Origin of the sequence: Gluconobacter albidus, assembly GCF_002723915.1 — a bacterium.
GTDB lineage: Bacteria > Pseudomonadota > Alphaproteobacteria > Acetobacterales > Acetobacteraceae > Gluconobacter > Gluconobacter albidus.
The window spans coordinates 70787-95688 of the sequence record NZ_BEWL01000010.1; the positions used below are offsets into that span (position 1 = coordinate 70787).

At 55.4% G+C, this 24902-nt stretch carries 26 protein-coding genes, 1 tRNA gene and 1 pseudogene; 8 read left to right on the top strand and 20 right to left on the bottom strand.

Translation table 11 applies throughout. The annotated features are described in order from the left end of the window. Positions 1-352: 352 nt before the first annotated feature. The 3 genes from GAL01_RS11705 to GAL01_RS11715 all read left to right on the top strand — a co-directional run bounded on the left by GAL01_RS11705 (position 353) and on the right by GAL01_RS11715 (position 3631). Complete coding sequence (locus GAL01_RS11705; protein ID WP_062029024.1) at positions 353-1759, top strand: amidohydrolase; 1407 nt, start codon at positions 353-355, stop codon at positions 1757-1759. 85 nt (positions 1760-1844) lie between these two features. Further along, the gene (locus tag GAL01_RS11710) at positions 1845-2714 is read left to right on the top strand and encodes a LysR family transcriptional regulator (protein WP_062029023.1); all 870 of its coding nucleotides are present in this window, start codon (positions 1845-1847) and stop codon (positions 2712-2714) included. A gap of 35 nt (positions 2715-2749) precedes the next feature. Further along, positions 2750-3631, top strand: coding sequence for a LysR family transcriptional regulator (locus tag GAL01_RS11715; protein ID WP_062029021.1), 882 nt, complete (start codon positions 2750-2752; stop codon positions 3629-3631). A 10-nt stretch (positions 3632-3641) separates the two neighbouring features. Here GAL01_RS11715 and GAL01_RS11720 read toward each other — a convergent pair whose 3' ends face one another. From GAL01_RS11720 to GAL01_RS11730, 3 genes and pseudogenes are all read right to left on the bottom strand, one after another. Beyond that, positions 3642-4301, bottom strand: a complete 660-nt coding sequence (locus GAL01_RS11720; RefSeq protein WP_062029019.1) for a methionine ABC transporter permease — start codon at positions 4299-4301, stop codon at positions 3642-3644. 109 nt (positions 4302-4410) lie between these two features. Further along, positions 4411-5091: pseudogene (locus GAL01_RS11725) on the bottom strand (methionine ABC transporter ATP-binding protein); the annotation flags it as partial. A gap of 11 nt (positions 5092-5102) precedes the next feature. Then, on the bottom strand, positions 5103-7559 hold the full coding sequence (locus GAL01_RS11730) for a TonB-dependent receptor plug domain-containing protein (RefSeq protein ID WP_062027461.1): 2457 nt from the start codon (positions 7557-7559) through the stop codon (positions 5103-5105). A 188-nt stretch (positions 7560-7747) separates the two neighbouring features. Here GAL01_RS11730 and GAL01_RS11735 point away from each other — a divergent pair, with 188 nt between their 5' ends. From GAL01_RS11735 to mgrA, 3 genes are read left to right on the top strand one after another with little or no spacing between them, the layout of a single operon-like run. After that, positions 7748-8791: an isopenicillin N synthase family dioxygenase gene (locus tag GAL01_RS11735; protein ID WP_062027463.1), complete on the top strand. Its 1044-nt coding sequence runs from the start codon at positions 7748-7750 to the stop codon at positions 8789-8791. Then, positions 8784-9626: a MetQ/NlpA family ABC transporter substrate-binding protein gene (locus tag GAL01_RS11740; RefSeq protein WP_231865214.1), complete on the top strand. Its 843-nt coding sequence runs from the start codon at positions 8784-8786 to the stop codon at positions 9624-9626. Before GAL01_RS11735 ends, GAL01_RS11740 begins: the two co-directional genes overlap by 8 nt. A gap of 44 nt (positions 9627-9670) precedes the next feature. Next, a complete protein-coding gene (mgrA, locus tag GAL01_RS11745; RefSeq protein WP_062027465.1) occupies positions 9671-10693 on the top strand; it encodes an L-glyceraldehyde 3-phosphate reductase in 1023 nt (340 codons plus the stop codon). Between the two features lie 7 nt (positions 10694-10700). On the opposite strand, the gene GAL01_RS11750 is transcribed toward mgrA, so the two are convergent. Then, positions 10701-11543 carry a helix-turn-helix transcriptional regulator gene (locus tag GAL01_RS11750; RefSeq protein WP_062027467.1) on the bottom strand — a complete coding sequence of 281 codons (843 nt, stop codon included), beginning with the start codon at positions 11541-11543 and terminating at the stop codon, positions 10701-10703. A gap of 92 nt (positions 11544-11635) precedes the next feature. On the opposite strand from GAL01_RS11750, the gene GAL01_RS11755 reads away from it, so the two are divergent. Next, a complete protein-coding gene (locus tag GAL01_RS11755) occupies positions 11636-12541 on the top strand; it encodes an SDR family oxidoreductase (RefSeq protein ID WP_062027470.1) in 906 nt (301 codons plus the stop codon). Positions 12542-12619: 78 nt separating this feature from the next. On the opposite strand, the gene GAL01_RS11760 is transcribed toward GAL01_RS11755, so the two are convergent. Together GAL01_RS11760 and GAL01_RS11765 are read right to left on the bottom strand one after the other, a co-directional pair. Then, entirely contained in the window at positions 12620-15463 is a 2844-nt protein-coding gene (locus tag GAL01_RS11760; RefSeq protein ID WP_062027472.1) for a hypothetical protein, read from the bottom strand. A gap of 282 nt (positions 15464-15745) precedes the next feature. Continuing rightward, positions 15746-16582, bottom strand: a complete 837-nt coding sequence (locus GAL01_RS11765; RefSeq protein WP_082790607.1) for an N-formylglutamate amidohydrolase — start codon at positions 16580-16582, stop codon at positions 15746-15748. Between the two features lie 74 nt (positions 16583-16656). Here GAL01_RS11765 and GAL01_RS11770 point away from each other — a divergent pair. Next, positions 16657-16731, top strand: a tRNA-Val gene (locus tag GAL01_RS11770). Positions 16732-16920: 189 nt separating this feature from the next. Here GAL01_RS11770 and GAL01_RS11775 read toward each other — a convergent pair. From GAL01_RS11775 to GAL01_RS11835, 14 genes are all read right to left on the bottom strand, one after another. Further along, positions 16921-18024, bottom strand: a complete 1104-nt coding sequence (locus GAL01_RS11775; RefSeq protein ID WP_062027474.1) for a tyrosine-type recombinase/integrase — start codon at positions 18022-18024, stop codon at positions 16921-16923. 190 nt (positions 18025-18214) lie between these two features. Next, positions 18215-18376, bottom strand: a complete 162-nt coding sequence (locus GAL01_RS15740; protein WP_156476363.1) for a hypothetical protein — start codon at positions 18374-18376, stop codon at positions 18215-18217. A gap of 304 nt (positions 18377-18680) precedes the next feature. Further along, positions 18681-19514: a hypothetical protein gene (locus GAL01_RS11790; protein WP_099253293.1), complete on the bottom strand. Its 834-nt coding sequence runs from the start codon at positions 19512-19514 to the stop codon at positions 18681-18683. Continuing rightward, positions 19511-19675: a hypothetical protein gene (locus GAL01_RS15745; RefSeq protein ID WP_169926415.1), complete on the bottom strand. Its 165-nt coding sequence runs from the start codon at positions 19673-19675 to the stop codon at positions 19511-19513. Before GAL01_RS15745 ends, GAL01_RS11790 begins: the two co-directional genes overlap by 4 nt. A 185-nt stretch (positions 19676-19860) precedes the next feature. Next, a complete protein-coding gene (locus tag GAL01_RS11795; protein WP_062028861.1) occupies positions 19861-20307 on the bottom strand; it encodes a hypothetical protein in 447 nt (148 codons plus the stop codon). Beyond that, entirely contained in the window at positions 20307-20480 is a 174-nt protein-coding gene (locus tag GAL01_RS15750) for a hypothetical protein (protein ID WP_156476367.1), read from the bottom strand. Before GAL01_RS15750 ends, GAL01_RS11795 begins: the two co-directional genes overlap by 1 nt. Further along, the gene (locus GAL01_RS11800; protein ID WP_062028858.1) at positions 20477-21124 is read right to left on the bottom strand and encodes a hypothetical protein; all 648 of its coding nucleotides are present in this window, start codon (positions 21122-21124) and stop codon (positions 20477-20479) included. The genes GAL01_RS15750 and GAL01_RS11800 overlap by 4 nt, the downstream gene beginning before the upstream one ends. After that, a complete protein-coding gene (locus tag GAL01_RS11805; RefSeq protein WP_082790666.1) occupies positions 21124-21816 on the bottom strand; it encodes a lambda exonuclease family protein in 693 nt (230 codons plus the stop codon). The genes GAL01_RS11800 and GAL01_RS11805 overlap by 1 nt, the downstream gene beginning before the upstream one ends. Beyond that, positions 21813-22103 carry a hypothetical protein gene (locus GAL01_RS11810; protein WP_062028856.1) on the bottom strand — a complete coding sequence of 97 codons (291 nt, stop codon included), beginning with the start codon at positions 22101-22103 and terminating at the stop codon, positions 21813-21815. Before GAL01_RS11810 ends, GAL01_RS11805 begins: the two co-directional genes overlap by 4 nt. Positions 22104-22131: 28 nt before the next feature. Further along, positions 22132-22320: a hypothetical protein gene (locus GAL01_RS11815; protein WP_062028854.1), complete on the bottom strand. Its 189-nt coding sequence runs from the start codon at positions 22318-22320 to the stop codon at positions 22132-22134. After that, the gene (locus tag GAL01_RS11820) at positions 22320-22547 is read right to left on the bottom strand and encodes a hypothetical protein (RefSeq protein ID WP_062028852.1); all 228 of its coding nucleotides are present in this window, start codon (positions 22545-22547) and stop codon (positions 22320-22322) included. Before GAL01_RS11820 ends, GAL01_RS11815 begins: the two co-directional genes overlap by 1 nt. A 381-nt stretch (positions 22548-22928) precedes the next feature. Beyond that, on the bottom strand, positions 22929-23822 hold the full coding sequence (locus GAL01_RS11825) for a P63C domain-containing protein (protein WP_082790665.1): 894 nt from the start codon (positions 23820-23822) through the stop codon (positions 22929-22931). A 7-nt stretch (positions 23823-23829) separates the two neighbouring features. Next, complete coding sequence (locus GAL01_RS11830) at positions 23830-24522, bottom strand: LexA family transcriptional regulator (RefSeq protein WP_062028850.1); 693 nt, start codon at positions 24520-24522, stop codon at positions 23830-23832. Beyond that, entirely contained in the window at positions 24519-24731 is a 213-nt protein-coding gene (locus GAL01_RS11835) for a hypothetical protein (protein ID WP_062028847.1), read from the bottom strand. Before GAL01_RS11835 ends, GAL01_RS11830 begins: the two co-directional genes overlap by 4 nt. Between the last annotated feature and the right edge of the window lie 171 nt (positions 24732-24902).

Genomic DNA, 24902 nt, shown 5'->3' on the forward strand with positions numbered 1-24902 from the left:
CCTGCCGTTCAGCCCGAACCATCATCATTCTGAACTCCTGCTCATAAACCGATCATCCCGCAGACCGGCGCTCTTTATGTTTCATATTCAGAACATATTCAGCGTTCAGGGCATAGAGGGTCCTGTTTGGTTCAAAAGATATTAAAACTATCTTATCGGAGGATATATCAACAAAATATCTTGGATATCCTCGGGGAATGAAGCAATTTTATCACCCGAAAAGATGAGAAAAACATTTTATTGCAGATTATCCATGTGGGAAATATGCTGGTTTTCCCAGAGGATGATCGTTCTTCGCAATATTCCGAGTCCCCACTCAAACAATCCATGTCCAAAGATCAGGAACATCACCATGTCGATACGAAACACCGGGAATGTGCAGGATCATGTGGATGCACTGGCGGACGAGGCCATCGCCCTGAGCGATAGCGTGTGGGCTGTTCCGGAGCTCTGTTACGACGAAGTGCAATCCTGCGCGCTGCACCGCAGAATGCTGTTGGCTCACGGTTTTGCCATAACACCTGATATTGCGGGAATTTCGACAGCCCTGATGGGAGAAAGCGGGGAGAGCGGCCCGGTCATTGCTTTTCTGGGGGAATATGATGCCCTCCCCGGCCTTGCAGCGGCAGCGGGTAGCTTTGTGCATACTCCAACCACGCTAAACGGCCATGGATGCGGGCATAACCTGCTCGGAGCTGCGTCTCTTCTCGCGGCCCTGGCCGTCCGGGACTGGCTTGCGGTCATGCAGCTTCCCGGACGGGTCCGGTATTACGGATGCCCCGCAGAGGAAGGCGGAGCAGGAAAGGGCTTTATGGTCCGGGGCGGAGCATTTCAGGGCGTAGATGCCGCCATTTCTTGGCACCCCTCTCCGTTCTGCGGGGTGCTGCCGCCGTCCTCTCTGGCAAATGTACGAATGGACTTCACATTCACCGGTCGGGCGGCACATGCGGCTGCGGCGCCACATCTTGGGCGGTCAGCTCTGGATGCAGTCGAACTGATGAGCGTCGGGGTCAATTATCTGCGTGAGCATATGCTTCCCACCTCCCGCATCCATTATGCCTACATCAATGCGGGGGGCGTGGCTCCCAATGTGGTGCAGGCAGAAACGACGGTTCGTTATTCGGTACGTGCGGAAGACCTTTCGGAGATGCTGACGCTGGCAGAACGTGTGAAGCAGGTTGCACAGGGAGCAGCCCTGATGAGCGGGACGCAGGTTCAGGGCGTCATAACCTCAGGGGTTGCAAACCTGCTGCCCTGCCGGCCCCTTGAAGAAGTGATGCAGGCGAGCTTCGAGCAGCTCGGGCCACCTCCATTCGATGCGGAAGATCGGGCTTTCGCTGAAAAGATACAGGAGACCCTCTCGGCAGAAGACATCGCTTCGGCTCTTCGTCAGATAGGATGGCATACATGCGATGCGCCTTTGGCTGACTTTATCCTGCCTGTGGGAAGCCGGTTTTCCCTCGGCTCTACCGATGTCGGGGATGTCAGCTGGACCGTGCCGACAGTTCAGGCTCTCGGAGCGACCTGCGCCATCGGCACCCCTCTCCATTCATGGCAGATGACGGCACAGGGTACTTCGGATGTGGCGCATAAAGGGATGGTTCATGTTGCAAAAGCAATGGCCATGACCGCCATTCGCCTTTTCCAGTCTCCCGAACTCCTGAAAGCCGCGCAGGACGATCACACACAACGCCTGCTGCGCACACCGTATATCTGCCCGATACCCGAGAGCACCTTGCCGCCTCAGGGGAACTGCTGAAACGTCTGTTCTGAATTTTCGGTGATTGCCATATCATGATGTCTGGAGACATCGCCTCCGCATCAGAAACGAGAGACAGCGCATCTTGGATACACGCTTTCTGGAAAGCTTCATCGCCATCGTGGAACGGGGTTCCATTGCCGATGCAGCGCGTCAGCTCTCCCTCACGCCTGCGGCTGTTTCCCAACGCATCAAGGCTCTTGAAGACCAGATCCGGCAGCCATTGCTGATCCGTGCCGGCAGGACCGTAACACCCACTGCTGCCGGGCTGGCGATCATCGAGAAAAGCCGACAGCTCATCAGGGGCGTCGAAGAGCTGAGATCACTGGCTTTTCAGGAGGAATTTGCCGGTGAACTGAAAATCGGCGCCATTTCCACGGCACTGACCGGCATGCTTCCCTTCATGCTGAAAGATTTCTTCGCCGAATACCCACAGATCGACCTGCACGTCACTCCCGGACAGTCCATCAAGCTGTATCATGAGGTTCTGGAAGGACAACTGGACTGCGCGATCATCGTGGAGCCCCCTTTCGCCATTCCCAAGACCTGCGGCTGGAAAAGGCTCCTGTCAGAGCCGCTGATCGTTCTGGTTCCCGAAAGCTGCACCCAGACAGACCCGCTGCAGATCCTCAAGGACAATGTCTTCCTTCGCTACGACCGCAATCAGTGGGGCGGCCGTGTCGCGGATACGTTCCTCAAGGACAACAGGATTTTTCCCAAAGAACAGCTTGAACTGGACTCTCTTGAAGCCATTGCCCTGATGGTCAGTCAGGGCATTGGCATTTCCCTGCTTCCGGACTGGCTGCCGCCATGGCCGGAAGGACTGGCAGTGCGAAAAATCCCCGTCTCCACCACGCCCCCTCAACGTCATATCGGCCTGCACTGGCTGCATTCGTCTCCGCACACCCATCTCATCAAGACCCTGGAGCCATTTCTCGCCACCCAGAGGGCCTGAAAGCTTCCATTCCACCATTTTCGGAAAAACCATTCATGGACACACGTTTCCTTGAGAGCCTGCTCATCGTGATCGAACAGGGCTCCATTGCCGCTGCCGCCCGTCAGCAGCATCTGACCCCCGCAACCGTGGCGCAGCGCCTCCGGACACTGGAAGAGGAAATCGGCTGTTCTCTGGTACAACGGGACGGCCGGAATGTCCGTCCCACCGAACACGGGCTCGCCATTCTCGAACAGAGTCGCCGGATCATCACGTCTGTCCGTGAACTTTGCACCATCGCCACAAGCGACACACCGGTTGGAAAACTGAGGCTGGGAGCGATTTCGAGCGCGGCAAATGGCCTGCTTCCCCCCTATCTGAAACGTTTTTTCGAATGTTTCCCTGAAATCGAACTTCACATCATGCCCGGCTCCTCCTCAGCGCTCTACAACGCCGTTCTCGATGGAACGCTGGATGCCGCGTTTATCGTCGAACCGCCGTTCGACATTCCTGCCAGCCATGTGTGGGAAACCCTGCGCTCCGAGCCTCTCATCGTTCTTGTTCCCGGACATGTTACACAAACCGATCCTCACGAAATTCTGCGGACCTACCCCTTCATCCGCTACGATCGCAATCAGTGGGGCGGGCGTTTGGCAGATGACTATCTGAGACGCACCGGTATCTGGCCGCACGAACGCCTGGAACTGGATGCACTTGATGCGATTACGACGCTTGTCAATCAGGGAACCGGCGTCTCACTGATCCCGGACTGGGCTCTTCCCTGGCCGGAAGGGTTCCATCTGAAAAAGGTCTTCCTGCCTGACCCCGCCCCTTGCAGAAAACTCGGATTTTTTTCCCAGAGAAATGCTCCTGGAAGACGTCTTATCAACCGCCTTCTTGGCGTTCTCCAGTCTCCGCTTGAACGCGCCGCTACATAATCGAGGGGGACTATATAAAATTTTTTCTCAATCGGGCCGAAATCCAGTTCCCGCCGAGCTGAACAAGAATTGTCAGCACAACAAGAATACTCACCACCCACAACATCATGGCAGTATTAAATCTTTGATATCCATAGCGGATGGCAAGATCTCCCAAGCCGCCTGCACCGACAACACCCGCCATGGCAGATGCACCGATCAGAGTTACCAGCGTGACTGTCAGTCCGGACACAAGCCCTGGCAAAGCCTCCGGAACAAGAACCGAGCGCACGACTTTTGCCCGGGTTGCGCCCATGGCACGAACCGCGTCAATCAGCTCCGGAGACACCTCTTTCAGCGAAACTTCCGCAATCCGCGCAAAATATGGGATCGCGGTGATGGAAAGAGGAACGATGGCCGCAGCAGTGCCCAGAGCCGTCCCCATTACGAAACGCGTAAAAGGGATCAGGACGACAAGAAGAATAATGAACGGTACCGCCCTTGTCAGATCAACAGCAATCCCAAGCATCCGACCGATGGGACGAACTGGCCAGAGCCCCCCAGGCCTCGTGACGGTGAGGAGAATAGCGAGAGGCAATCCGAAAAAGACGGCAATTGCTGCTGACGCAAAAACCATTTCGAGCGTCGCCAGTGTAGCCTTGAAAAACAGATCAAAAACCTGACGATGCATATCCCGCGACCTCCATATCCTCTGCATTATTCGATAAACGGCTGATGAAGGACTGCGTTAAAGAATGTTCCGCTTCGCCCCTGCTCAGAGCCTCTCCTGAAATATCTTCAACGATACGCCCCTGATCAAGCACAAGAACCCGATGAGCCAGCCGGCGGATAACATCCATTTCATGCGTAATAAGAACAATCGTGACGCCAAGCTCTGTGTTTATCGTTTCAAGAAGCGTGAGAATTGAAGTCGTCGCTTCAGGGTCCAGCGCTGACGTCGCTTCGTCACACAACAAAATAGCGGGATGACCTGCCAGTGCTCTTGCTATCCCAACTCTCTGCTTCTGCCCTCCGGAAAGCTGCGAGGGGTACTTTGCCTCGTGCCCTTCCAGGCCGACCAGATGGATCAGTTGCTGAATGCGATGGAGACGCTCTTTTCTGGGAACGCCCAAAATCTCCAGAGCAAGGGAAATATTTCCGCTTACCGTTCGGGACTGAAGAAGATTGAAGCCCTGAAAAACAAGCCCGATCCGTTGTCGAAGAACAAGGAGTTCCCGCTCCTTCAGAGTGCTGAGGTTGCGACCTTCAACGAGAACACGACCTGAATCCACACTGTCTGCGCCATTGAGACACCGAAGCAGCGTGGTTTTCCCGGCACCCGAGCGCCCAATGAGCCCGACAATTTCGCCACGACGAACAGAAAAGCTGATATTTTCCAGCGCATAGCGGCCATCAAAAGCCTTTGACAGCCCTTCAATCTTCAACGTCTCATTTGTTTCAGCCGGACTGGTATTCTGCATGATCATAATATTCAAAGAGCCAGATCAGCGCGAAGATAATAAAAACCACCTTCTTCGGAGAGCTGTTGACTGAGCGTATCGTAGAGATTGTTGTTATAATCGGCCGTGAAGGAAGGTACGCGACTGGGATGGGCGTTCCCAACGTTATTACCGCCCAGCGCCAGATGAAGTTGGGGAAGAACCTGATAGCCGACTTCAAGATTAGTCACAAAACGCGGACGATTGATCTGATGGTAAAAATCCGTTGTCGAAAAAGCATGGCTTCCCGAGACGAATGTCAGGTTGGACGTCGTATGACCGTAACGGATTTCATGAACAGCTACCGTCCATTTTCCCTGACGCCAGATCCCTCCGAAAATCAGCTTGTTGGACGGGTTCTCCGTTGACATCAAACTGATCTGCTGGGCATTCAGAACAGGGGCCCCTTCCCCTGTCCGTGCAATATTTTTCACATTGGTATGGTTGAAATTGACGGCGGCGTCCCAGTCTACTTTCCCATAGCGCCCAAAATCTGAAGAATAACGGGCCGTGATATCGAGGCCGGTTGTCCGGGTACTGGCACCATTCGTAAAGTAGTTTGTACTGACAGCAGATTCATCGCCCGAGAAACCGGATGTATCCACGCCTGCTGCTGCATAAGCTTCTACAGCACGGGCCCCTGAAGCATAACCGCCGTCAACAATCCGGTGCTTGATATAGATTGTATACCCATCAACATTGATATGAAGCCGCGGCAACGGATTCAGGATCATGCCTGCACTGAAGTTGGTAGACGTCTCTGGTCTGAGGCCGGGTGAGCCCAGAGCGCGCGCGGCGGGCGAGTTGGCCGCAATCTGCCCGGTTGCGTAGTTCGGACTGGAGATGAAGGCCGCAAAATTCTGTTCCGCAAGGGTCGGCGCACGAAAGCCGGTGCTGGCGGTGCCACGAAATCCAATGAAGCGGTTGATATCATATCGCGTGGAGATCTTGCCTGTTCGGGCATTTCCGACGTCGTCATAATGCTCAAACCTTCCCGCAAGATCTACCCGCCAGCGCTTGACGATCTGTGTCGAGAAATCGACATAGGCTGCTGCAACGTGTCTGGCTGCGTTAACAGCATCCTGAGGCGTTTCACCTTGGTATCCCTGTGCACCACTCAGGTAATATGACAACGGTTCTCCCGAACCAATGGAATAGGTATCACGGCGATATTCGCCACCAAACGCGATATTCAACGGACTGTAAAGAAACGGAAGATCTACGCCCCGTCGAATATCAAGATTGTTCGTCCACTGCTGGTTGGAATAATTCCCGAGATAAAACCGTGAAGGAGAATAGCCAGTTTCCTTATAGGCGTCCGCGTTGGCGGAGTTGTAGTCCCCCAGCGTGTCATGGTCTCCACCAATCGTGGAGCTCAGATCCCAGTCAAAGCCGTAAAGCCGTTTTCCCCGGAACCCGAGAGTAAAGCCATAATCATTCTCAGGCATCGTCTCAACAGGTTCGAAGCCGTTCGGATACATCCCGGATAGCCCGTCCGCCGCTGTCGTGCTTGGAGCCCGTAAAAATGCCCAACGTTCGGCATCACGGTGCGTGAATGTCCCAAAACCGTAAAGCTCTATCGCATCCGTTAAATGATAGCCAAAATTCGTCTCGATGGACTCACGCGTAACCTGAGGCTGGCCCGTGGCCAGATCATTGTTTCTGCCGGTCCGGGGGTCAATACCGGTTCTCTGTGTGCGGTCCTGATGTTTGAATTCGGCACTGAGGTTCAGAAACCCACGATGACCCAGCTTGAATCCTGCGTTCAGGTTCTCACCGGTCGTGAAGCCATCTCCCGCAGCGTAACCACCATTTACAGCCTGAAGATGAAGTCCGTGATTGTTGGATTTCAGAATGACGTTGATTACGCCTGCAATCGCATCCGATCCGTACTGCGCAGCCGCTCCATCCTGCAGGATCTCGATATGATCGACCGCAGAAATCGGTATCATATCCAGATCAACTGGAGTGGTTCCCTGCTGCGATGAAGCATCCACCGCAATTGCGGCCGTCGTATGCCGTCTTTTGCCATTCACCAGCACCAGGGTCTGATCGGCATTCAATCCCCGCAGGCTCAGCGCATCTATGACCGATCCCTGATCCGACCCGTTAACCTCACGGCTGATGGAAGGAGAAAGCTGGACCAACGCCTCCCGGATGTCGGTCATTCCTGTTGAACGAAGCTGGTTGCCCCCGATGATGGTGATGGGACTGATGCTTCGTGCTGCCGTCTGGGATGGATCACGCGTTCCGGTCACAATGACCTGTTCCGGTTCGTCAGCTACAGACTGTTCCGCCCTGACGACAGGCACGGATTTTTTGGCAACAGTCTTGTTCCCGGAGGGATTTTTCTCGCCAGAGCTATCCTGACCCGATGTGGTCTCGGCCGCGACGGCCGTAGAAAACGAAAGGCCAACAAGAAGTGGCGCCAGGATATAACCACTACGCATAAAAGTTCTTTCAAGGATATTTTTCTTTTATTGATTGTTTCATAGTGTTTTTCGAGTCAAGCAACATATTGATGTGGATTTAATATATATCGCGTTTTATGGAGGGGTATATGAAGACAAATGCTTCTGCCTCCTGCTTGTAAGCGGGGCTCAGAGGCAAAAATTCAGAGCCGAAAGCGGTTACGTGTATGACGCAGAACACTCTTTCTCTACCGACGATCGACCTGTCCCTGTGGCAGGACCGGCAAGCTCCTGACGACACTTTCCTTGCCTCTCTGCGGAATGCTGCCCATGAATATGGCTTCTTCTACCTGAAAGGGCATGGAGTTTCGGCTGACCTGAATGCCGATCTCATGGTGCAGGCGAACAGGTTCTTCTCTCTGCCTATGGAGCAGAAAGAACAGATTTCCATGGTTAATTCCCCGCATTTCAGAGGGTATAATCATGCAGGCCGGGAAATCACACGTGGCAAAGCGGACTGGCGCGAGCAACTCGATATCGGGCCCGAAAGAGCCATCGTCACAGATCTGAAGGGCAAGCCGGCTTATCTCCGCCTTCAGGGTCCAAACCAGTGGCCAAAGACACTTCCACAATTCAGAGCGGCCGTTCTGTCATGGCAGGATCAGGTTCTGGAGGTCTTACGACGCCTGCTTGAGGCGCTTGCCCTGTCTCTGGGTCAAGCGGCGAACGCCTTTCACTCCGTCGTCAGCAATACGCCTTATCAGCTTTTGAAGCTTATTCATTACCCTGGCCATCTTGGCGATGGAGAAAGACAGGGCGTGGGCGCCCACAAAGACAGCGACCTGCTCTCCCTGATCCTTCAGGACAATGAAGGCGGCCTGGAGGTAGAGCTGGCGAGCGGTGAATGGCTTCAGGCGCCACCCCAGCCGGGAACGTTCATCGTCAACATCGGCGAATTGCTGGAAGTTGCCACGAGCGGATATTTCAAGGCAGCAATCCATCGTGTCGTCAGCCCGCACTCAGGGCGAGACAGGCTTTCTGCGGCCTTCTTCCTCGGGGCCCAACTCGATGCCACGATGCCGATCCTCCCCCTGCCGGACGCCTTGGTCAATTTCAGCACCGGTATTACCCAGGATCCCGAAAACCCTCTTTTCTCTCAGATCGGACAGAACACGCTCAAAGGGCGGCTGCGCTCTCATCCCGATGTCGCGGCACGGCATCATAGCGATCTTTTGTCTGCTGCTTCATCGAAAGCCCTGCATCATGCATAATCGCCTGAAAACGCAACCGCAGTCCGCCTCGGAGGGTCTTCTGGGCCGCCGTCGACTGCTCACACTGGTTGCCGCCACGTCCCTGATGGGAGCATCCGCGAAAGCTCAACCGAAGCCTGTTCGGGTCGGGATCCTGTCCGGAGAAGACGAGGATATCTGGCGCATTGTGCAGGAAAACACCCGCGCAACAGGATTGACCATTGAAATCGTTACCTTTTCTGAAGGCAATCCAATCAACGCGGCCCTTGCAGCAGGAGATCTGGAAGCCAATGCATTTCAGCACGGCCCCTATCTGCAGGCCCAGAATACTGCGCTTGGATCCCATATCGTGCCGGTTGGAAATACCTATTTCGCACCGATTGGCTTTTATTCGAAAAAATGGAAGACACTTTCCACAATTCCAGATGGCGCTACGATCGGCGTTCCCGCTGATCCGACGAACGAAGGCCGTGCGCTCAAGCTTCTGCAATCTCTCGGACTGCTGAAGATCTCATCTGAAGCAGGCGAAATGCCAACAGCGCTCGATATTTCCGAAAACCCGAAAAATCTGACGATCAGGGAACTGGATGACCCTGTACTGGCACGTTCCCTGCCGGATCTGGATGCTGGAGTAGTGATTACGGAATGGGCCTACAAAGCCGGAATTGATCTCAAATCGGAACGTCTTGCGCGTGAGAGCATGGACAATAATCCATACATCAATTTCATCGCCGTAAACGAACCCGATGCACATGCCGCCTGGGTTCAGCCGTTGGTAAGCGCCTTTCAGAAACCCAATATCCGCGCCAAGCTGCTTGAAGCCTATCACGGAGCCATCATTCCCTCCTGGACGTAATGTCCATCCAGCCTGCTTCCACGATCGAGTAAGGACATCACACCATGGAATGGCTTCCTTCACCTTCGCGCTATGATGGCGCTGCATTTCGCCGTTCAGGTCGTTCGGGCCTGAAACTGCCTCTTATCTCTTTGGGATTATGGCATAATTTCGGAGGCGTTGACGTGTTCGAAACGGGGCGCGCAACCATCCGCAGGGCGTTCGACCGGGGCGTTACGCATTTCGATCTGGCCAATAATTACGGCCCACCTTACGGGTCAGCCGAAGAAAACTTCGGCGAAATCCTCCGACGCGATTTCAGACCTTACCGCGATGAAATGATCATTTCGTCCAAAGCCGGCTGGAACATGTGGCCCGGTCCTTATGGCAGTGGGGGCTCACGCAAATATCTGCTGGCCTCTCTGGATCAGAGCCTCAGACGGATGGGGCTCGACTATGTTGACATCTTTTATTCGCATCGGCCGACGCCCGATGTTCCCTTGGAAGAAACGATCAGCGCGCTTGTGCAGATGCACCGTCAGGGCAAAGCGCTATACATCGGGATCTCGTCCTATGGCCCCGAGAGAACGCAGCAAGCCGCGGAAATTCTCCAGCGCGAGGGCGTGCCGCTCCTGATCCATCAGCCCTCGTACTCACTTCTGAACCGCTGGATAGAAGTCAGACTTCTGAAAACGCTGGAAGAGCTGGGCGTCGGCTGCATTGCCTTTTCGCCTCTGGCGCAGGGCCTGTTGACAGAAAAATACCTCAAGGGCGTTCCGGAAGGCTCAAGAGCCTCGGCAGGATCTTCCTTTTCGCAAGAAATGCTGACAGAGGAAAATCTGACTCATGTGCGGGCGTTGAACGAAATTGCACACAAGCGGGGGCAGAGTCTGGCCCAGATGGCAATCGCCTGGGTTCTTCGCGACGAACGTGTGACGTCGGCGCTCATCGGCGCAAAGAATGTCCAGCAACTGGATGAGTCTCTGGATTCCTTGAAAAATCTGGACTTCACTTCCGCAGAGCTGGCAACGATTGATCGCTACGCAAAAGACGGCAACGTCGACCTGTGGCGAAATCTGTCGGAATAGACCTCCATCATGGGAGAAAGTCAGCCTGACTGTTAGCAATCAGCGTACGGATACGGTGCAGGTCCGCGTGGGTGGCCGGATTGTAGATGATCAGACCAAGATCAGGACGTCCATCCACGGCAAAGCCAGAGTATTCCAGTTCAATCAGTCCGACATCCGGATGAAGAAGACACTTCGTTCCTTCTCCGTGGCTCTGCACATCGTTATCCTGCCATAGTGCAGCAAATTCCGGACTACGCGCACTCAACTCTTTCACAAGCTCATCGACCTCGGAGGACGCCCCGGCCCGTATGGCATCGGCACGAAAGGCCGCGACAACGGATCGTGCCAGGCTGGGCCAGTTCATCTGCATCTCACGCACCCGAGGCGTACAGAAGACAATCCGCAGAATATTGCGCTGGTCCGGCGGCAGTCTGCTGTAATCAGTCAGCACGGCTGCAGCCGCCCTGTTCCAGGCCACGACATCCCATAACGGCGTCTTGACGATTGCGGGACTGTCCTGAAGAGCATCAAGGATACGTTGCAGACGCGGAGTAATTCCATCAGGAACGCGATAGCGGACTTCCGGAGCATGACCGCGCGCAAGCATGAACAGATGCTCGCGTTCCGGTTCCGTCAGCAACAGCCCCCTGGCGATACGATCAAGCACATCTGTCGAGGGCGCGCCCCCTCTTCCCTGCTCCAGCCAAGTATACCAAGTCGGGCTGATATTGGCGCGTTGCGCGACTTCTTCCCGACGCAGTCCGGGTGTGCGACGCCGCGTCCCGGAGAAACCAAACGCCGCGGGATCAAGGCGGGTTCGCCTGTCCTTCAGATAGGCGCCAAGCGAAGTGGGAACGATCACGGTCATCTCGTTAATTCTTATACTACGATAACGTCACTACTGTAACAGGATAAAAATTAGGATCACGGTGCCCAGCAGACAACAATGGAAATTAGCTGATGAAAATTTTCCTCACAGGGGCCAACGGCTTTATCGGATCCAGACTCGTCCGTGAATTGATTGGTGCCGGCCATGAGGTTGTGGGACTGACACGTTCGGACGCAGGAGCACAACATCTCGCTGCTGCGGGCGCTGAAGCCCATCGGGGCGATCTTGAAGATCTCAACAGCCTGCGCGTGGGCGCCGAAAGCTGCGATGGAGTCATCCATACGGCCTTTGACCACAATTTTTCAAATTATCTTGCCAACTGTCAGAAAGATCAACGGGCCATCGAAACCATGGGAGCCGCACTGGAAGGCTCTGATCGCCCTTTCGTCATCACCTCCACAACTCTGTTCGGTGAACCGATTGCTGGTCAGCTGGCTGATGAAGATACATTCAATACCGGACACAGCAACCCGCGTGTCACGTCCGAAATTACCGCCGAAGCCCTGATGGAGCGAGGGGCCAATGTCTCTCTGGTGCGCCTGTCCCAGATCCACGACACCCAGCGACAGGGTCTTGTAACCTTCATGATCGACCTTGCCCGCCGTACCGGTCGGTCATCCTATATCGAAGGGAGCTCAAACCGCTGGTCCGCCGCCCATGTCTCCGATGCGGTGCGCGTGTTCCGCCTCGCGCTGGAAAGACAGCATCCCGGTGCACGCTATCACGCAACAGATGAAGAAGGCGTTTCTATCCGATCCATCGCGGAAGCAATCGGACATCGCCTCGGTTTGCCGGTTGTGGCTTTATCTGCACAGGAGGCGGCCACACATTTTGGATGGCTGAACGGGTTCATCTCCAAAGACATGACGGCCTCCAGCGAGAAGACAAAAATGCGCCTGAACTGGCAGCCCATGGGACCCAGATTGTTAACTGATATCGCCAATCTCGATTTCCAGAGTACAGTTTTCTCCCCCTGAGGGCTGCTCAGGGATCGCCGGACATCCTGTTTGTGGCGTGTCAGGCGATCCCTGTATCAGACACTCACGACGGTGCCGTCAGAAGACGGAACCGCCAAATTCACCGATATAATAGGTGGTGGCAGGCAGACTTTCGCTATCGAGAACAATCGCGATATGCGTCGCAAAAGATGGTGCCCCGCCCGCACCGACGAGTGAAATGTCATCCTCTCCTGTCCCCGCCGATGGCAGTCCGAGATACGCACACGCGAAACCGGCCTCCATCCACTGGGTGCAGCCCTGTTTTGGAATCCTGAAATCCGCTTCCCCCGCGAACAGATCCCGTGCCCCGAAATTCGGTCTCCCGAAGGCGTCATAGCCCACGATCGACACGTAAAACGCCCGCGCATAGAGCGGAAAGACATCATCCGAGTAAGCTGCCGACTGCGAATTCGTCGATACAACCTTGCCACTTTGTGTCAGGTCGTAGGGAAACAGGCACTGAATATTGAAAAAGCCGGACTGATAGCGATCGATCGGGATACAGAGCACGACACGGTCGTTCCGGCCGCCACCCTGGGTCGTGACCGCAAGCGCAGCAGGATTGCCGTTGACGGTATAGGCCGTGGTCATGGCAACCGATGCACCGTCCGACACCCACTGCGAGACCGCAGCGGAGTTATCGGAATACAGACCGCCCGCCAGTCCAATTCCGTCCCGACACAATACGGACTTGGACTGCGGGATAAACTTCCCTGCCAGTCCCAGCCGATCGGACGTACCGTTGATGAACGTCCCGACATTGGGGTTGCCGGTATTCAGCATGTTGAAGGTCTTGATCGACCCGGAACCGTAACCCGCCCGACCATCCGCACTTGTCAGATTGTAAAGCTGTGTGCCGTAAAAACAGATCTGTGAGAGGTTTTGCTCCATCCAGACCGGTGGCGTCTTATAGGTCGCTGAATTTCCCGCCAGTAGGATCATCCCGCCGAACCACCCCAGATATCCGCTTCCGGTACAATGAAACAGCGGCTTGTTCTCGGCCTGCGGTCCCCACATTTCGCAATGCACCCCATGCATCTCGATGCGGCCGGTGTTCTGGATGAAAATCTGGTCCGAATAATCCAGAGACGTTCCATAAAACGTCATTTCAGCTCCGCCTGGATTGAACACAATCCCAGCCGAATTGCCCAGACTGCCACCATACCAACGGAAATTCTCACCCGCGTTGACACTGCCTGCGAGGAATTGGAGCGCGTACAGCGCAGAGGACGTTACGGAGCAGTTCCAGTACTCCGCAAGATAGGCCCCATTACGCCAGTCAATTCCGACCCCGAACCCCTGGATGGACAAATCCTTGAAATTGTGGATCGTACCATCCGTATTCTGGAATGAATTGTAAAACACGCCTGTCAGCCCAACGTCACCCGTTGGTCCAAGAATGGCCGCGTCTTCAATCAGAACATTGTTCGGATAGTGTTCAAGTGCACCATCGCGGGTGGAGAGAACGGCGCAGTTCCAGCGCAGGGCCTTCACGGAGACGCTCTTGACCCGGACGTTGATATACCCCGAGACCGAAATCGTCAGCCAGGCACTGCCAGCTTCCGCGACATTGAAGGCAAACGAAATCTTACCTTCCACGGCAGGATCAGGCCACCCGGTATCCTTGGAAACACTGTTGTTCCAGGGATTTGCTCCAGAACCCGGACTGTTTGCACTGAACGAAACCCCAACATTTCCCGGCTGCCCGTTTCCGTTCGCATACGATGCGCCAAGCGTGACCTCATACTGGACGTCCAGCATGTAGTTTCCGGCTGGCAAGGTGAGCTTCTGACCGAACTGTCCATAATGACCGGTCGAATTCGACATGGCGACCGCAGTGGCGATGGACGCCGTGCTATCGGATATCTGGTAAGTGCCATCGCCCCCCATGCCTGTCAGAAGCTTCGTAATGGTCGTCCCCGAAGCGAGTGAGTCATTAACGTCATAAACGACAGACCCTACCGCCAGTGCGGGATTGCCGGAAAACCCGGTCACGGTCATGACACCACCCGAGACTGTTCCCGTCCATGCTCCGTGAGCAGCAGGATCCGTAAATATGGCAGCGCCCGTCGTGAAGGTTGCATCCGTGATCTGCATTGCCGGATAGACCGTGGCGTTCGACCAACCTGCCCCGCTGGTATCGGTGAACGTGCCGTTCGTCACGAAATCCTGTGTATCCGCGGCAGTTTTCAGCGTGGTGAAATCTAAGGTCGACCCGCCAAATGACCCGAATGTAATGCCAGGGATCCAGACGAGCGGATTGTCATCGGACGCAACCGCGCTGTTGCACATCATATAGGCCCGCTTTGGGCTGGAAACCCCATACCCTGAAAGCGAAGCAGCCTGCACGGCCAGCCAGTCCATTTCCTGCGACAGGCTATAGGCCTTGGGGAAAACGGATTGCAGATCTGCCAACGTGGTAAAGAGCGTTGAAGCCGGGTGTGAGGTGCCATCTCCGATCGCACCATACCAGGCCGGGTCCACACCGCCCTGAAAAACACGGCGATAGGTTCCGGCCCCGGCCGTTGCAATGACCACGCCCCCGTCTGCCACCAACCCGTCAGGTGCCTGCAGGAAAATGCCGGCCGCACCCCGCGTCTGTGCCGTCCCGTCCCACGATGTGAGTGTAACCGCGACGGGAGCGCTCTGCAGCGCCCTGAACTGCGCCACTGAAGAAACCTGTGCCTGACTGCTGGCCGCCAGCACATCCGCAACTGTCACACCATCAAGCGTACTGGACGCATCAAGCGCGCCGGACTGGATTGATTGTCGGATGGACTGACCGCCATCTGCATCGACCTTGTTACCAAGCGCGCTGGCAATCTGAGGAGATTTGACCAGACCAATCATATCCGACGTATCTGTTGCGGATTTCCAGAGTGGCGTAAAATTCTGGACCATCACAAGTCTCCATTACTCAATGTCATGAGGGTTCTGAGGCAAAAAAAACAGCGCTCTCACAGCGCTGTTTTTTTTGCCTCCATCCAGTTTGATCCGGTGATAATCCACAATTTCCTGTACCGACCCGCCTTGTCGGCACAGGGAGCGCTTAGTGTTTCCAGTGGAAAGACGCACTTTGCTTCATCGACGGAAACAGCCTGGAAGCGGCAGTCTGGCGATAGCGAAGCGAACCTGCGCGCACCAAGAAAAATGATGCGTCAATACAGGACAGTCCTCGAGTATTTATAAAAGCCAGTCCGATATGGCGGCAAGAAAATGCCGCATATTCTGCTTTGTTTCCATAAAACCGCCCCCTGGCTGAAGGGTCGCGCTGTTCAGATAAAGAGACCGGCATATTTCTATCTGAACAGTATGAATTTTCCTTTCCGGCCTTCCGTAATGCTGCGTAATATACCCACCAGAATAAGGAATATTCCTGCGAACCGAGTGATATTTATTCTTTATTATATTTTCTATTTTATCAATTATGTTTTGATCGCAACTTTTGCCATGCAGATCTCCAAGTACGACGTCGCATGAACGTGCATATGGTAATTTCGGCATTGAATGCAGGTCGAGAAGGATAGCATAGCCAAAACGCTGGCTTGTTTCCTCTAGAAGAGCATCAAGAGCTTCATGATAAGGCAACCATACTGTAGAAATTCTTTTCCTTAATTCGGAAAGTTCCAGAGGGTGCCTGTAGATCGGACGTCCTTGTGAAATGCAGCGCGGAATAACTCCAAACCCGGCCTGTACCTTGGCGCTCGAAATAACCTCATCTTCGGGAGGCACAGGGTTAAACATTTCTCCATCGACTTCGCGCCAGTCCCGATTCACGTCACACCAAGCGCGGGAAAAATTTGCGCTCAACAAGGTCGCCCCGAAATCGGGAGCATCCTCCAGCAATTGGTCCATGAACCGATCTTCAATCCGCTGAAGTTCGAAAAGAGACAGGGACGCACTACTGAGGAAATCAGAAGGATAAAACCGCCCGGAATGTGGTGAAGACACAATGACAGGAATGGCGGTATTCCGGGGATAATCTACCTTGAAAGATGTTAGAGGCGAAGAAATTTTCATAATTTTTCATATTCTGCCTCAAGGGGGGTTGCAAGGTTTTGCAGACGCATCTAAAAGCCACCTCACCGGACCGGGGGCGCATAGCTCAGCGGTAGAGCACTACCTTGACATGGTAGGGGTCACAGGTTCAATCCCTGTTGCGCCCACCACTCGGTCCGGTGATAACTCATTGAAAATATAGAGTTTCTGGTGATCCCTTCAGTCCATTGGGCTGATTAGTCTGGGTCGCTTAGAGCCGCTTCGTGCCACATAAAGCCGGATGTGACCGAGCAAATCCGTGCAAAATCCGTGCACTCTTCTCTGCATCTGCGTACTCCTGCGAATCGGGGGCGGTGAGCTCAATCCCTGATGCCTAGCCATTCCAATATCTCGGCCCGGTAAGCCTCCGGCATCACCTTGGCGTAACGGGTGACTGTCGTGATGTTACCCCATCCACCGTCAGCCTTGAGGCGCATCAGATCCTTGTGCAGGCAGTATTGCCAACTTGCCCAGGTGTGACGGGCATCATGCGGAGTGACGTCCGGAACGAATACGCTCTTTGGTTTCTCCTGCCCCTTGGGTATCCAGACGCGCATGTGCCCCGGCAGACCCGCTTTGCGACAAGCCACCGACCATCCGGATTTGATCTGACCACCGCTAGTGCGTCCGTTTTCCGAGTACGCCTGACCGATTTCCCTCCCCTTCCCGTTTCTCGACTTTCGGGCACGGACCGGACGGAACACGCGGCCGTCTCGATTGGGCAGAGATGCCAGCGATGCACAGACGCGAGGCGGCAGATCGATATGCCGCTCGTTCCCTTGCTTCTGCCAGACGACGGCCCGCCTTCCCCTTAGGTCCACGCAGGACCAGTCCAGTTCGAGAGCCTCTGACATGCGCGCACCGGTTCCGAACAGAAAGACCAGTAGTGGCTTCAGGTGTGGCGCTGCGTTATCGATCAAGCTCGTCACCTGCTCGGGCCTGAGATAAACCGTCCGGCTTATCGGAATGCGCGGTTTGTCGAACGCCGGCCGCTCGCACCATCTCCGAACAGCGGCAAATTCCAGAACGGACCGCAGAGGCGTGAGAACAGACCTGACCTTTGTGGCAGGACTGGCTTCGGCTCCATCGCGCAGAATATGCCGATAGGCTTGGTCGAGCGCTATCTGGTCGATGTCTGCCAGACGCGTGGTACCGAAATGGTCCAGCAGACGACGCAGATAGGCCTTGGTTGCCTCGGAGCGCGGCTCTGCCTCAGCATAGGCAGAGACCGCATGGGCAAAGGTTACAACGGACCGCTTGCCATAGATGCTTTCTTGCCATAGTTCGGCCTCGCGTTTCGCCCTGTATTCTTCCGCTTGCTCGAGGTCAGAAGTTCCTGAGCTTTCGTAAATGCTCTGTCCTTTGACAGTTCCGCGAACGTAGTAGGTTTCCGATCTGGCACGTTTGACGAGTTTGAGTGACATTCCAGGCTCAGCAGCAGGCGTTTGAAATCCGCCGGGTAAAAGATGATGCGGTGACCCCAGCGACGATGCGTGGGGCCTCCATGAAAGTCCCGCACGCGGTTCAGGTGCTCGCGGAGCTTCGTGCGTCCGACGCGGCCTTTGAGGCGGTTCAGCACATCCTGAAAGGTCAGGGTTTCTTCGAGTGTCTCACTCATCCCCGCTCCTCCGCGTCCATGGCTGCCTTGATCTCCTGACGGGCATTGCGAGCACATACCCAGTCAATGGGGTATTCTTCACCATGACTATCAAGAACTGCGAATTCGCCCTGCCTTTCAAGCCAGTTCAAAAGCTCCGTATCCGTCCGCCCGCTCATGCCGGGCCTCCTGCGGGCTTGAAACGATCTCTTACCGATTGAGGAGCACCGTCCAGAACATCAATAGATCCTTCGAAGATGTGCTCATGTAGGGCGTACCATTCGTCAGGAAAGCGGTCGGTGTTCTCGTGGTTGAGTTTAACTTCCCATTCCCGGCAATCAGCATGATAGGCCCCGTTCCAGAAACCATCATCGCATACGCCAGCGACCCGAAGATATGTTTCGCCGGGTTCAATAATTTTCAGGCACGCATCACACTGATGCCTTTTCCGGGCCGTTACTGACTTCTCACTGCAAAATCCCATCACTCCCCTCCCTCGCGTGTGAGGGCGGCGCGGATCGGGCGCGCGAACAGACGGATGATATTACCGTCCTCATCATCCCAGACATCCACAAATGACCAGCCATCCGCGATCAGGTCTCCACGCTGGTCAAATCGCGCGAGTATTTCAGCCGATAACTCTTTGTCCCAGTCTTCTTCCTCCCGTTCATCAGATTTCAGAATGACTTCAATTCCGAATTCCTCGGCGGCCTGCTTGAAGCGGGGAAAAGTGTCGCCCTCCTGAAAAAGCCGGCTCAAGCGGCAACTCGGCAATTTTGGGTCTGACGAGGTATTTCCTGTTAGGACCGCCCATACGGCGTCGGGCTGCTCCTTCTCCAACACCTTCACCCTCGCCTCCAGCGCGGCGACGTTGGCGGGGCATTCAATGGGCTTCCATCCAACGAACCAGTCATCAGGGAGACCGCCATAGCCAACGGGAGCGGCCACACCCCATCCGATATCAAAGCCATCTTCGGGGATGCCGGGATGAGACACGACAACCCATCTTCCATTCCACGGCTTCAAATCTGCGCGTTCAGGGCGAAGGCGCGGAAAGAGATCATCATGGATCTTGGCAAGGATCGGGGATCTGTCTTTTTTTGCCTCCGACATTGGCCGCAAGCTGGCCACCGCATCCACCCGCCGCGCTTCTTCCGCGCCTCGGGCTTCGGCTTCCTCAATGTGGGCCCAAGCCCTTTGGCAGATTTCTTCTTGATAGGATTGGTTAAGCAGATGGAAAATCCTTTCCGGACCAATAGCCTTAGCCAAGGCTATCACCTGCTCATCCCGCGTCCGCACGTTCTGTTCCTGCGTCATTCTGCTGCACTCCGGCTGGCTGCCACGTCACGGATCTGCCGTCCGGTGCCTGACCAGCGGAATTCGTAGTCCGGTGCGGATAGCCCGGCATGGTGGGACTGGACTTCGTGCCAGCGGCCATCGTTCAGGCCGAGGTGATTGGTCGGGTCTTTCTGGGTCATCACCACGTAATCCTCTGTGCCCAATCGTCGAAATTTTCGTCATGGCCCGCGTCTGGCTCTGTGAAGAACCGGCGGATTTTCCTGAGAAGCCGGATCATCTCAAACACTCCCCGGCCGCGAGCCGGCCGCAAGGTGGAGCAGGATCACGAGGGCCAGCGCCTCGATCAGGGTGGGAATTTGGGAGGTCATGCTTCACCTCGGGCTTTGGCGAGGGCGGCATGCGCCTGCTTCACAGTTTCAAGAAGAGCTGGGCCAATGTCCGGTAGCAAATGCGCAGCCGTGTTCAGATCTTTCGCAGCCATGCGCAGAGCCTCATAAAGCTCAGGCGCAGCGGCGATTAGGTGGGCGTCCGGGGCAGCAATGCCGCGAATATCCGTCCGGTAAACAGACGAATTTGCTTTTGCCTCATCCACGCCGGTGACTGATCTATCGCCAACTTCGAATTTGAGTAGATTCTTGGCTTCAACCATTCCTTGAGTTGGCTGGAATACTGGCTGTGCGCCACGCATCCCCCAGCGACGGAACTGCATGACGTATCTACGTCCTGAGTGGGTCGTCGCAAGGTAAACCTGATTGCCATTGGCGTTCCCGAACCACGCCCACGGACCCTTCGTAAACTTCGCTTCACTCATCACGCGCTCCACTTCTCTGCATTCAGCAGGCCGCTCTCACGGCGGATTTCGTTGTCGTCGTGTCGGAGGTCGGAGAGGCACGGCAGGGCCGCCGCACGCTCGATCCGCTCCATGAGGAGGGAGCGCGCAATCACGTCGCTCAGGTCCTCGTTGATCTCGCGGGGGTGGGTCATGCCGGCACCATGTCATCTGCTTCTTCAGAAGCAGCCTTCATCAGTTCTTCAGCCCGCTGCGTTGCCGCGTTCTGCAGCTCCAGTGCTCTTGGGTCTTCTCGGCCAGAAAGCTTCTCCAGCCCTTCCCGGTACTTCTCGTTTGCCGTCAGTTCCTCGAGCTTCACCAAGGTCGGCGCCTGAGACAGGGCAGCAACCCAGCGGCTGACCCAAGGCGTCCACGCATCGCCGGATGCCTGTTTCGGCGGCTCCTGCCGAACTCGCAGCGGCTTGACCGTGTAGAGCTTCTTGCTGCCGCGCGTGACCTGCAGCGCCAGCGGCGTATCCTGCGTGATGTCAGTCATGTGGCTGATGCGGATGCCGCCAACCGCAATGCCACCGAACTTGACGGATGGCTCACGGAAAAGGGTCATGCCCTTCCCCGCATATGTCTTCCCGTCCTTGCCCCAGACGTTCACCAGAACGCGGCGCATCGACTTGCACGGATAGTAAGGCTTGCCGTTGCAACCATCGTAGAAAATGGCAATCGGCTGGTCTGCGTTGCCTTCGCGCACATCCTGAATGCGCACTGTCAGCGGGCCGCCCATCAGATCGTCAGCATTCAACTGATCCGACTTGGCAATAATGGTTTTCGACAGATCGACCATCAGAGAACGATCTCCTCTTCCATGCTGCGCCGTTCCGTTTCCAGGAACCGCAGGTCAGGGCTTTTCAGGGCTGTTTCGTATTCGGCGCGCTTGGCTGCGATCTCGCCTTCAAAGGCCATCGCGGCATCAATCAGCGCGTCCTGCATCACTGGATCCGGATAGACGCGGCGGATCATCATCTTGCCGCCGCCCATGGCCGGGAAGCTGATGAAGTCGAGCCACTTCCGGCCAGAGACGAGCAGTCCGGTCTGGATCTGGGCCATGTATTCGACCGGGACTTCTCCGCCGCAGATCACCCCGAGCTGCAGGCCGTGGGCGCGGGACTTGCATTCCAGCAGACCCTCCTGCCCGACCAGTCCATCTGGCGAGTATCCAATCGTGAAGCCGAACCGGTCTTCGGTCATGAAACCAACTTCCGCCACCGGCGCGATGTTCTGCGCGTAGAGCAGCTTGGCCTCGATCTCGTCTTCATGGCCGCGCTGCATGGCAAAGGTCTGAGGCACTTCCTCGACCACGCCACTGATGCGCTGCGCCAGAAGATCCAGAACCAGTCGGCGCGCGGTCTCGTTCTTGGCGGCCTTCCCTGTCGGGGTCAGCAGCTTGCCGATCACGCTTGCCGTCAGAACGCCGCAGCGCGCCTGCAGCCATTCGTCCGTGCCCTGCTCCAGATCGGTGTAAATGCGAAGGCTCATGCCACCCCCCGCGTTTCCATCATGATAAAAGCCAGACCGGCCTGCACCGCGCCGAGCGTCCGCATGATCTGCTTCACGTCGGGGCGCTCGTAGATCTCGTTCAGCCGCGTCAGTGCGGACGTCTTCACGTCCCGAGCCACGCGCCGGTCATTCTCCAGCGGCGCAATGATCGCCTGATTGCTGTGGTAGGTGATCAGGCTCTCAAGGTTCAGGATCTCCCGCCGTACCGCAGGCGGAAAGAACTCCAGTTCGCCAGACGCACTTCGGGCGTTTGCTGTTTCACGCATTTCAGAAATTCCTGGGTTTATTTGCCGGTCAGGCGGTTTCGAGGGCTTTTGCGTTGATCTCGTGTCGGAGATTGATTGCCGAGCGGGCCAGCTTGAACTTCACGTCGAACACTTCATCAGAGTTCAGGTGCTTGAGGGCTTCTGCGACGTCCGGGCGCATCATGAAGTTGCGGGCCGCGTGCATGTCGCTGATGGCTTTTTCGAGGACCTGAGCCATCACGCATCCTCCATCATCGAAATGGTGATGCGCTGGTCTGCGATCTGATTTTCAAGGGCCAGCAGTTCGGAAAGCTGATCGTCGTTCGGATCTTCCAGAACGTCGATCGCGTCATACGCATCCTGCAATCCACGCAGGTAATCGTATTCGTCGTCCAGAGCCGTGTTGCCAGCGCCGTAGCGGGCATCAAACGCGCTCTGTGAGAAATTGTCAGGCAGGTTCGCCATTGTGGTTCTCCCTCGCCGCTTCGTGCGGTGTGAGAGAACCTTATGGCCGTTATGGCCAGCCCGTCAACATCTATTTGGCCATCGTGGCCATATTTTTGTGGCCATAAATTTTCACAAAAAGAAACCCGGCTCTCACCGGGTCTCTGTCAGCTTACTGGCTGGGGCGGTTCCTGCATGGGTGGCGGCCCCTCACCTGTCGGTGGGTATGGATTGGGGTGCGGTGGTCCGGGAGGGCTTGGCGGCGGTGCTGGTGGCTGGCCGCAGCCAGTTCGAGTGTAGGGCATAGTCGTCTCCTTGATGGGTGACGATTATTCAAAGCCTGTCTGTCGTGGCGGTTCGATTGGGGTAAAAAGAAACCCGACCGGAGCCGGGTAAAATAATTTATTTCGATTTCGGCAATGAGAGCGAAAGCTGAACGATCTCATGTCCATAATGTTCTGCGACTTTATCTCGTAATTCTCGTATATCACTGCAAGATTTAGCTAACCCTACGACCTCCCAACACCTGGAAACGAGAGCACGGACGCCCACATTTTCTGTCAATTGCCGATGCCAGTGAATTCCTTTTTCTGGCTTATTTTCTTTGAGATATGTCGCCACATCTGGATCTAGCGTATCATATATTAATTCTGTGACGAGTTTTCCCCACCATTTTGGTCGACTTTGTAGTGGCGTAGACCAGTTGGTCAAACGTCCGAATTCTTCCCATAACTCGTCTGGAAAAGTTTTCTCCCAATTTCTGAGCTCTTCAGCAATGAAAGCGCGAAGCTTTACCTGCAGTGCATCTTCTGCACGTTCATATTGGTAACCAGTTGCTTCATCAACGAGAGCATCTAGGCCAGTACGCGTGAGACCTGCGGTGAGAACCGCGCAACGTATTGCGATTTCCTTCTGTCGTTCTGTTAAGCCGCTCGCATTTTGATAAAGGGCCTGTACATAGCCCCGACAAATTAACTCAAAATGCTCTGTGGTAATTCCAATTGCTACCCATTGCGTTCCAGGGATTGTGAATCTAATGGTTTCCTGCAGGATTTTCTCTAGGTTTATAAACGGGTTAAGCGCCTTCTGTCCTATATAATCCTGCAGACTTCCGCGTTCGATATTTGCTATGGCCTTTGTTGTTGAGCCAGAGGAGACCACACGACGGCCATCTCCTAAAACATAGCAATCTAACTCGTTCCCACCGAGGTCCAGCTTTCCCTTCCATTTTGCAAATGGAAGAGTTGCGATTTCTTCTGGAGTAATATCTTTGATGTTACTTTGCTGATCACTCATCCTACCCTCACTTCCAAGTCCACTTCCCAACGACACGGCCGTTGATCCGCACATCATCAAGAGCCAGCTCGTAGGCCGGATATGCGGGGTTGATGCTCATAATCCTGATGCGCTTGGGCTCTGATCCCATCACAACTTCCACGCGCTTCAAGACGACACCCAGGCCGTCCCAAAGCACATAGACGCCAGCCGGTGACGGCGTGGTGTGTCCGGTATCGACCAGAATGCGATCTCCGGCGCAGTAATCCGGCTCCATGCTGTCGCCGGCCACCCGGATAATCGTCAGCTTCGACGGATCAGAGATGAAAGCGCTCACCAGTGCTCGCGGGAAGCTCCAGTGATCAATGGGTTGCTGGTGCTCAACAATATCTGAGACCACGGCGCCCATCCCGGCTTGAGGGGTGACGTCGATTTCAGGTACGTTGAGTGTGTCTCCGGCCACCCTAACTGAAGCAGGCGCAGGCTCCTCGATTTCCTCGAAGGAGATGGGCGCACCAATTTCGGTGAGGAGATCCAGCCGCCCTACTCCAAGCGCAAGCGCTAGCGGTTTCGCAAACTGCGGAGACACTCCGCGCTTGCCCTTGTCGATCTTGTTGTAGGTTGATGGGTCCATATTGGCGCGACGTGCGACGTCTGCCGCCCTCATCTCACGCCTTAAGCGGATCTCTTGAACGCGGCTTTCTGGGGTCTCGTCGGTCATGTGTCCAGTCTGGCCATATTTGGCTTAAAAAATATATGGCCATGATGGCCGTTATTGATTGACACTTTGGCCACCTCGGCCATATCTTCGTGGCCATGACCCTTGACGAATACCGACGCCAAGAAGGCGTTACCGTCTCGGATCTCGCCGATGCCATTGGCGTGACCGGGCCCCACCGCATCAGGACCGTATATCGGTACCTGAAGCATGAGCGCACTCCAGCACTCCCGGTAATCCAGCGCATCTCAGAATTTACGGCGGGGAAAGTCACCTTCAATGACTTTTTGCCCGCAAAGGAGCCAGCCAATGCTTGACCTCCTGACCTGCGCCTTCTGCGCCCTGTCCTTCGTCGCGTTCATTTGTGCGCATTTTGCCGGGAG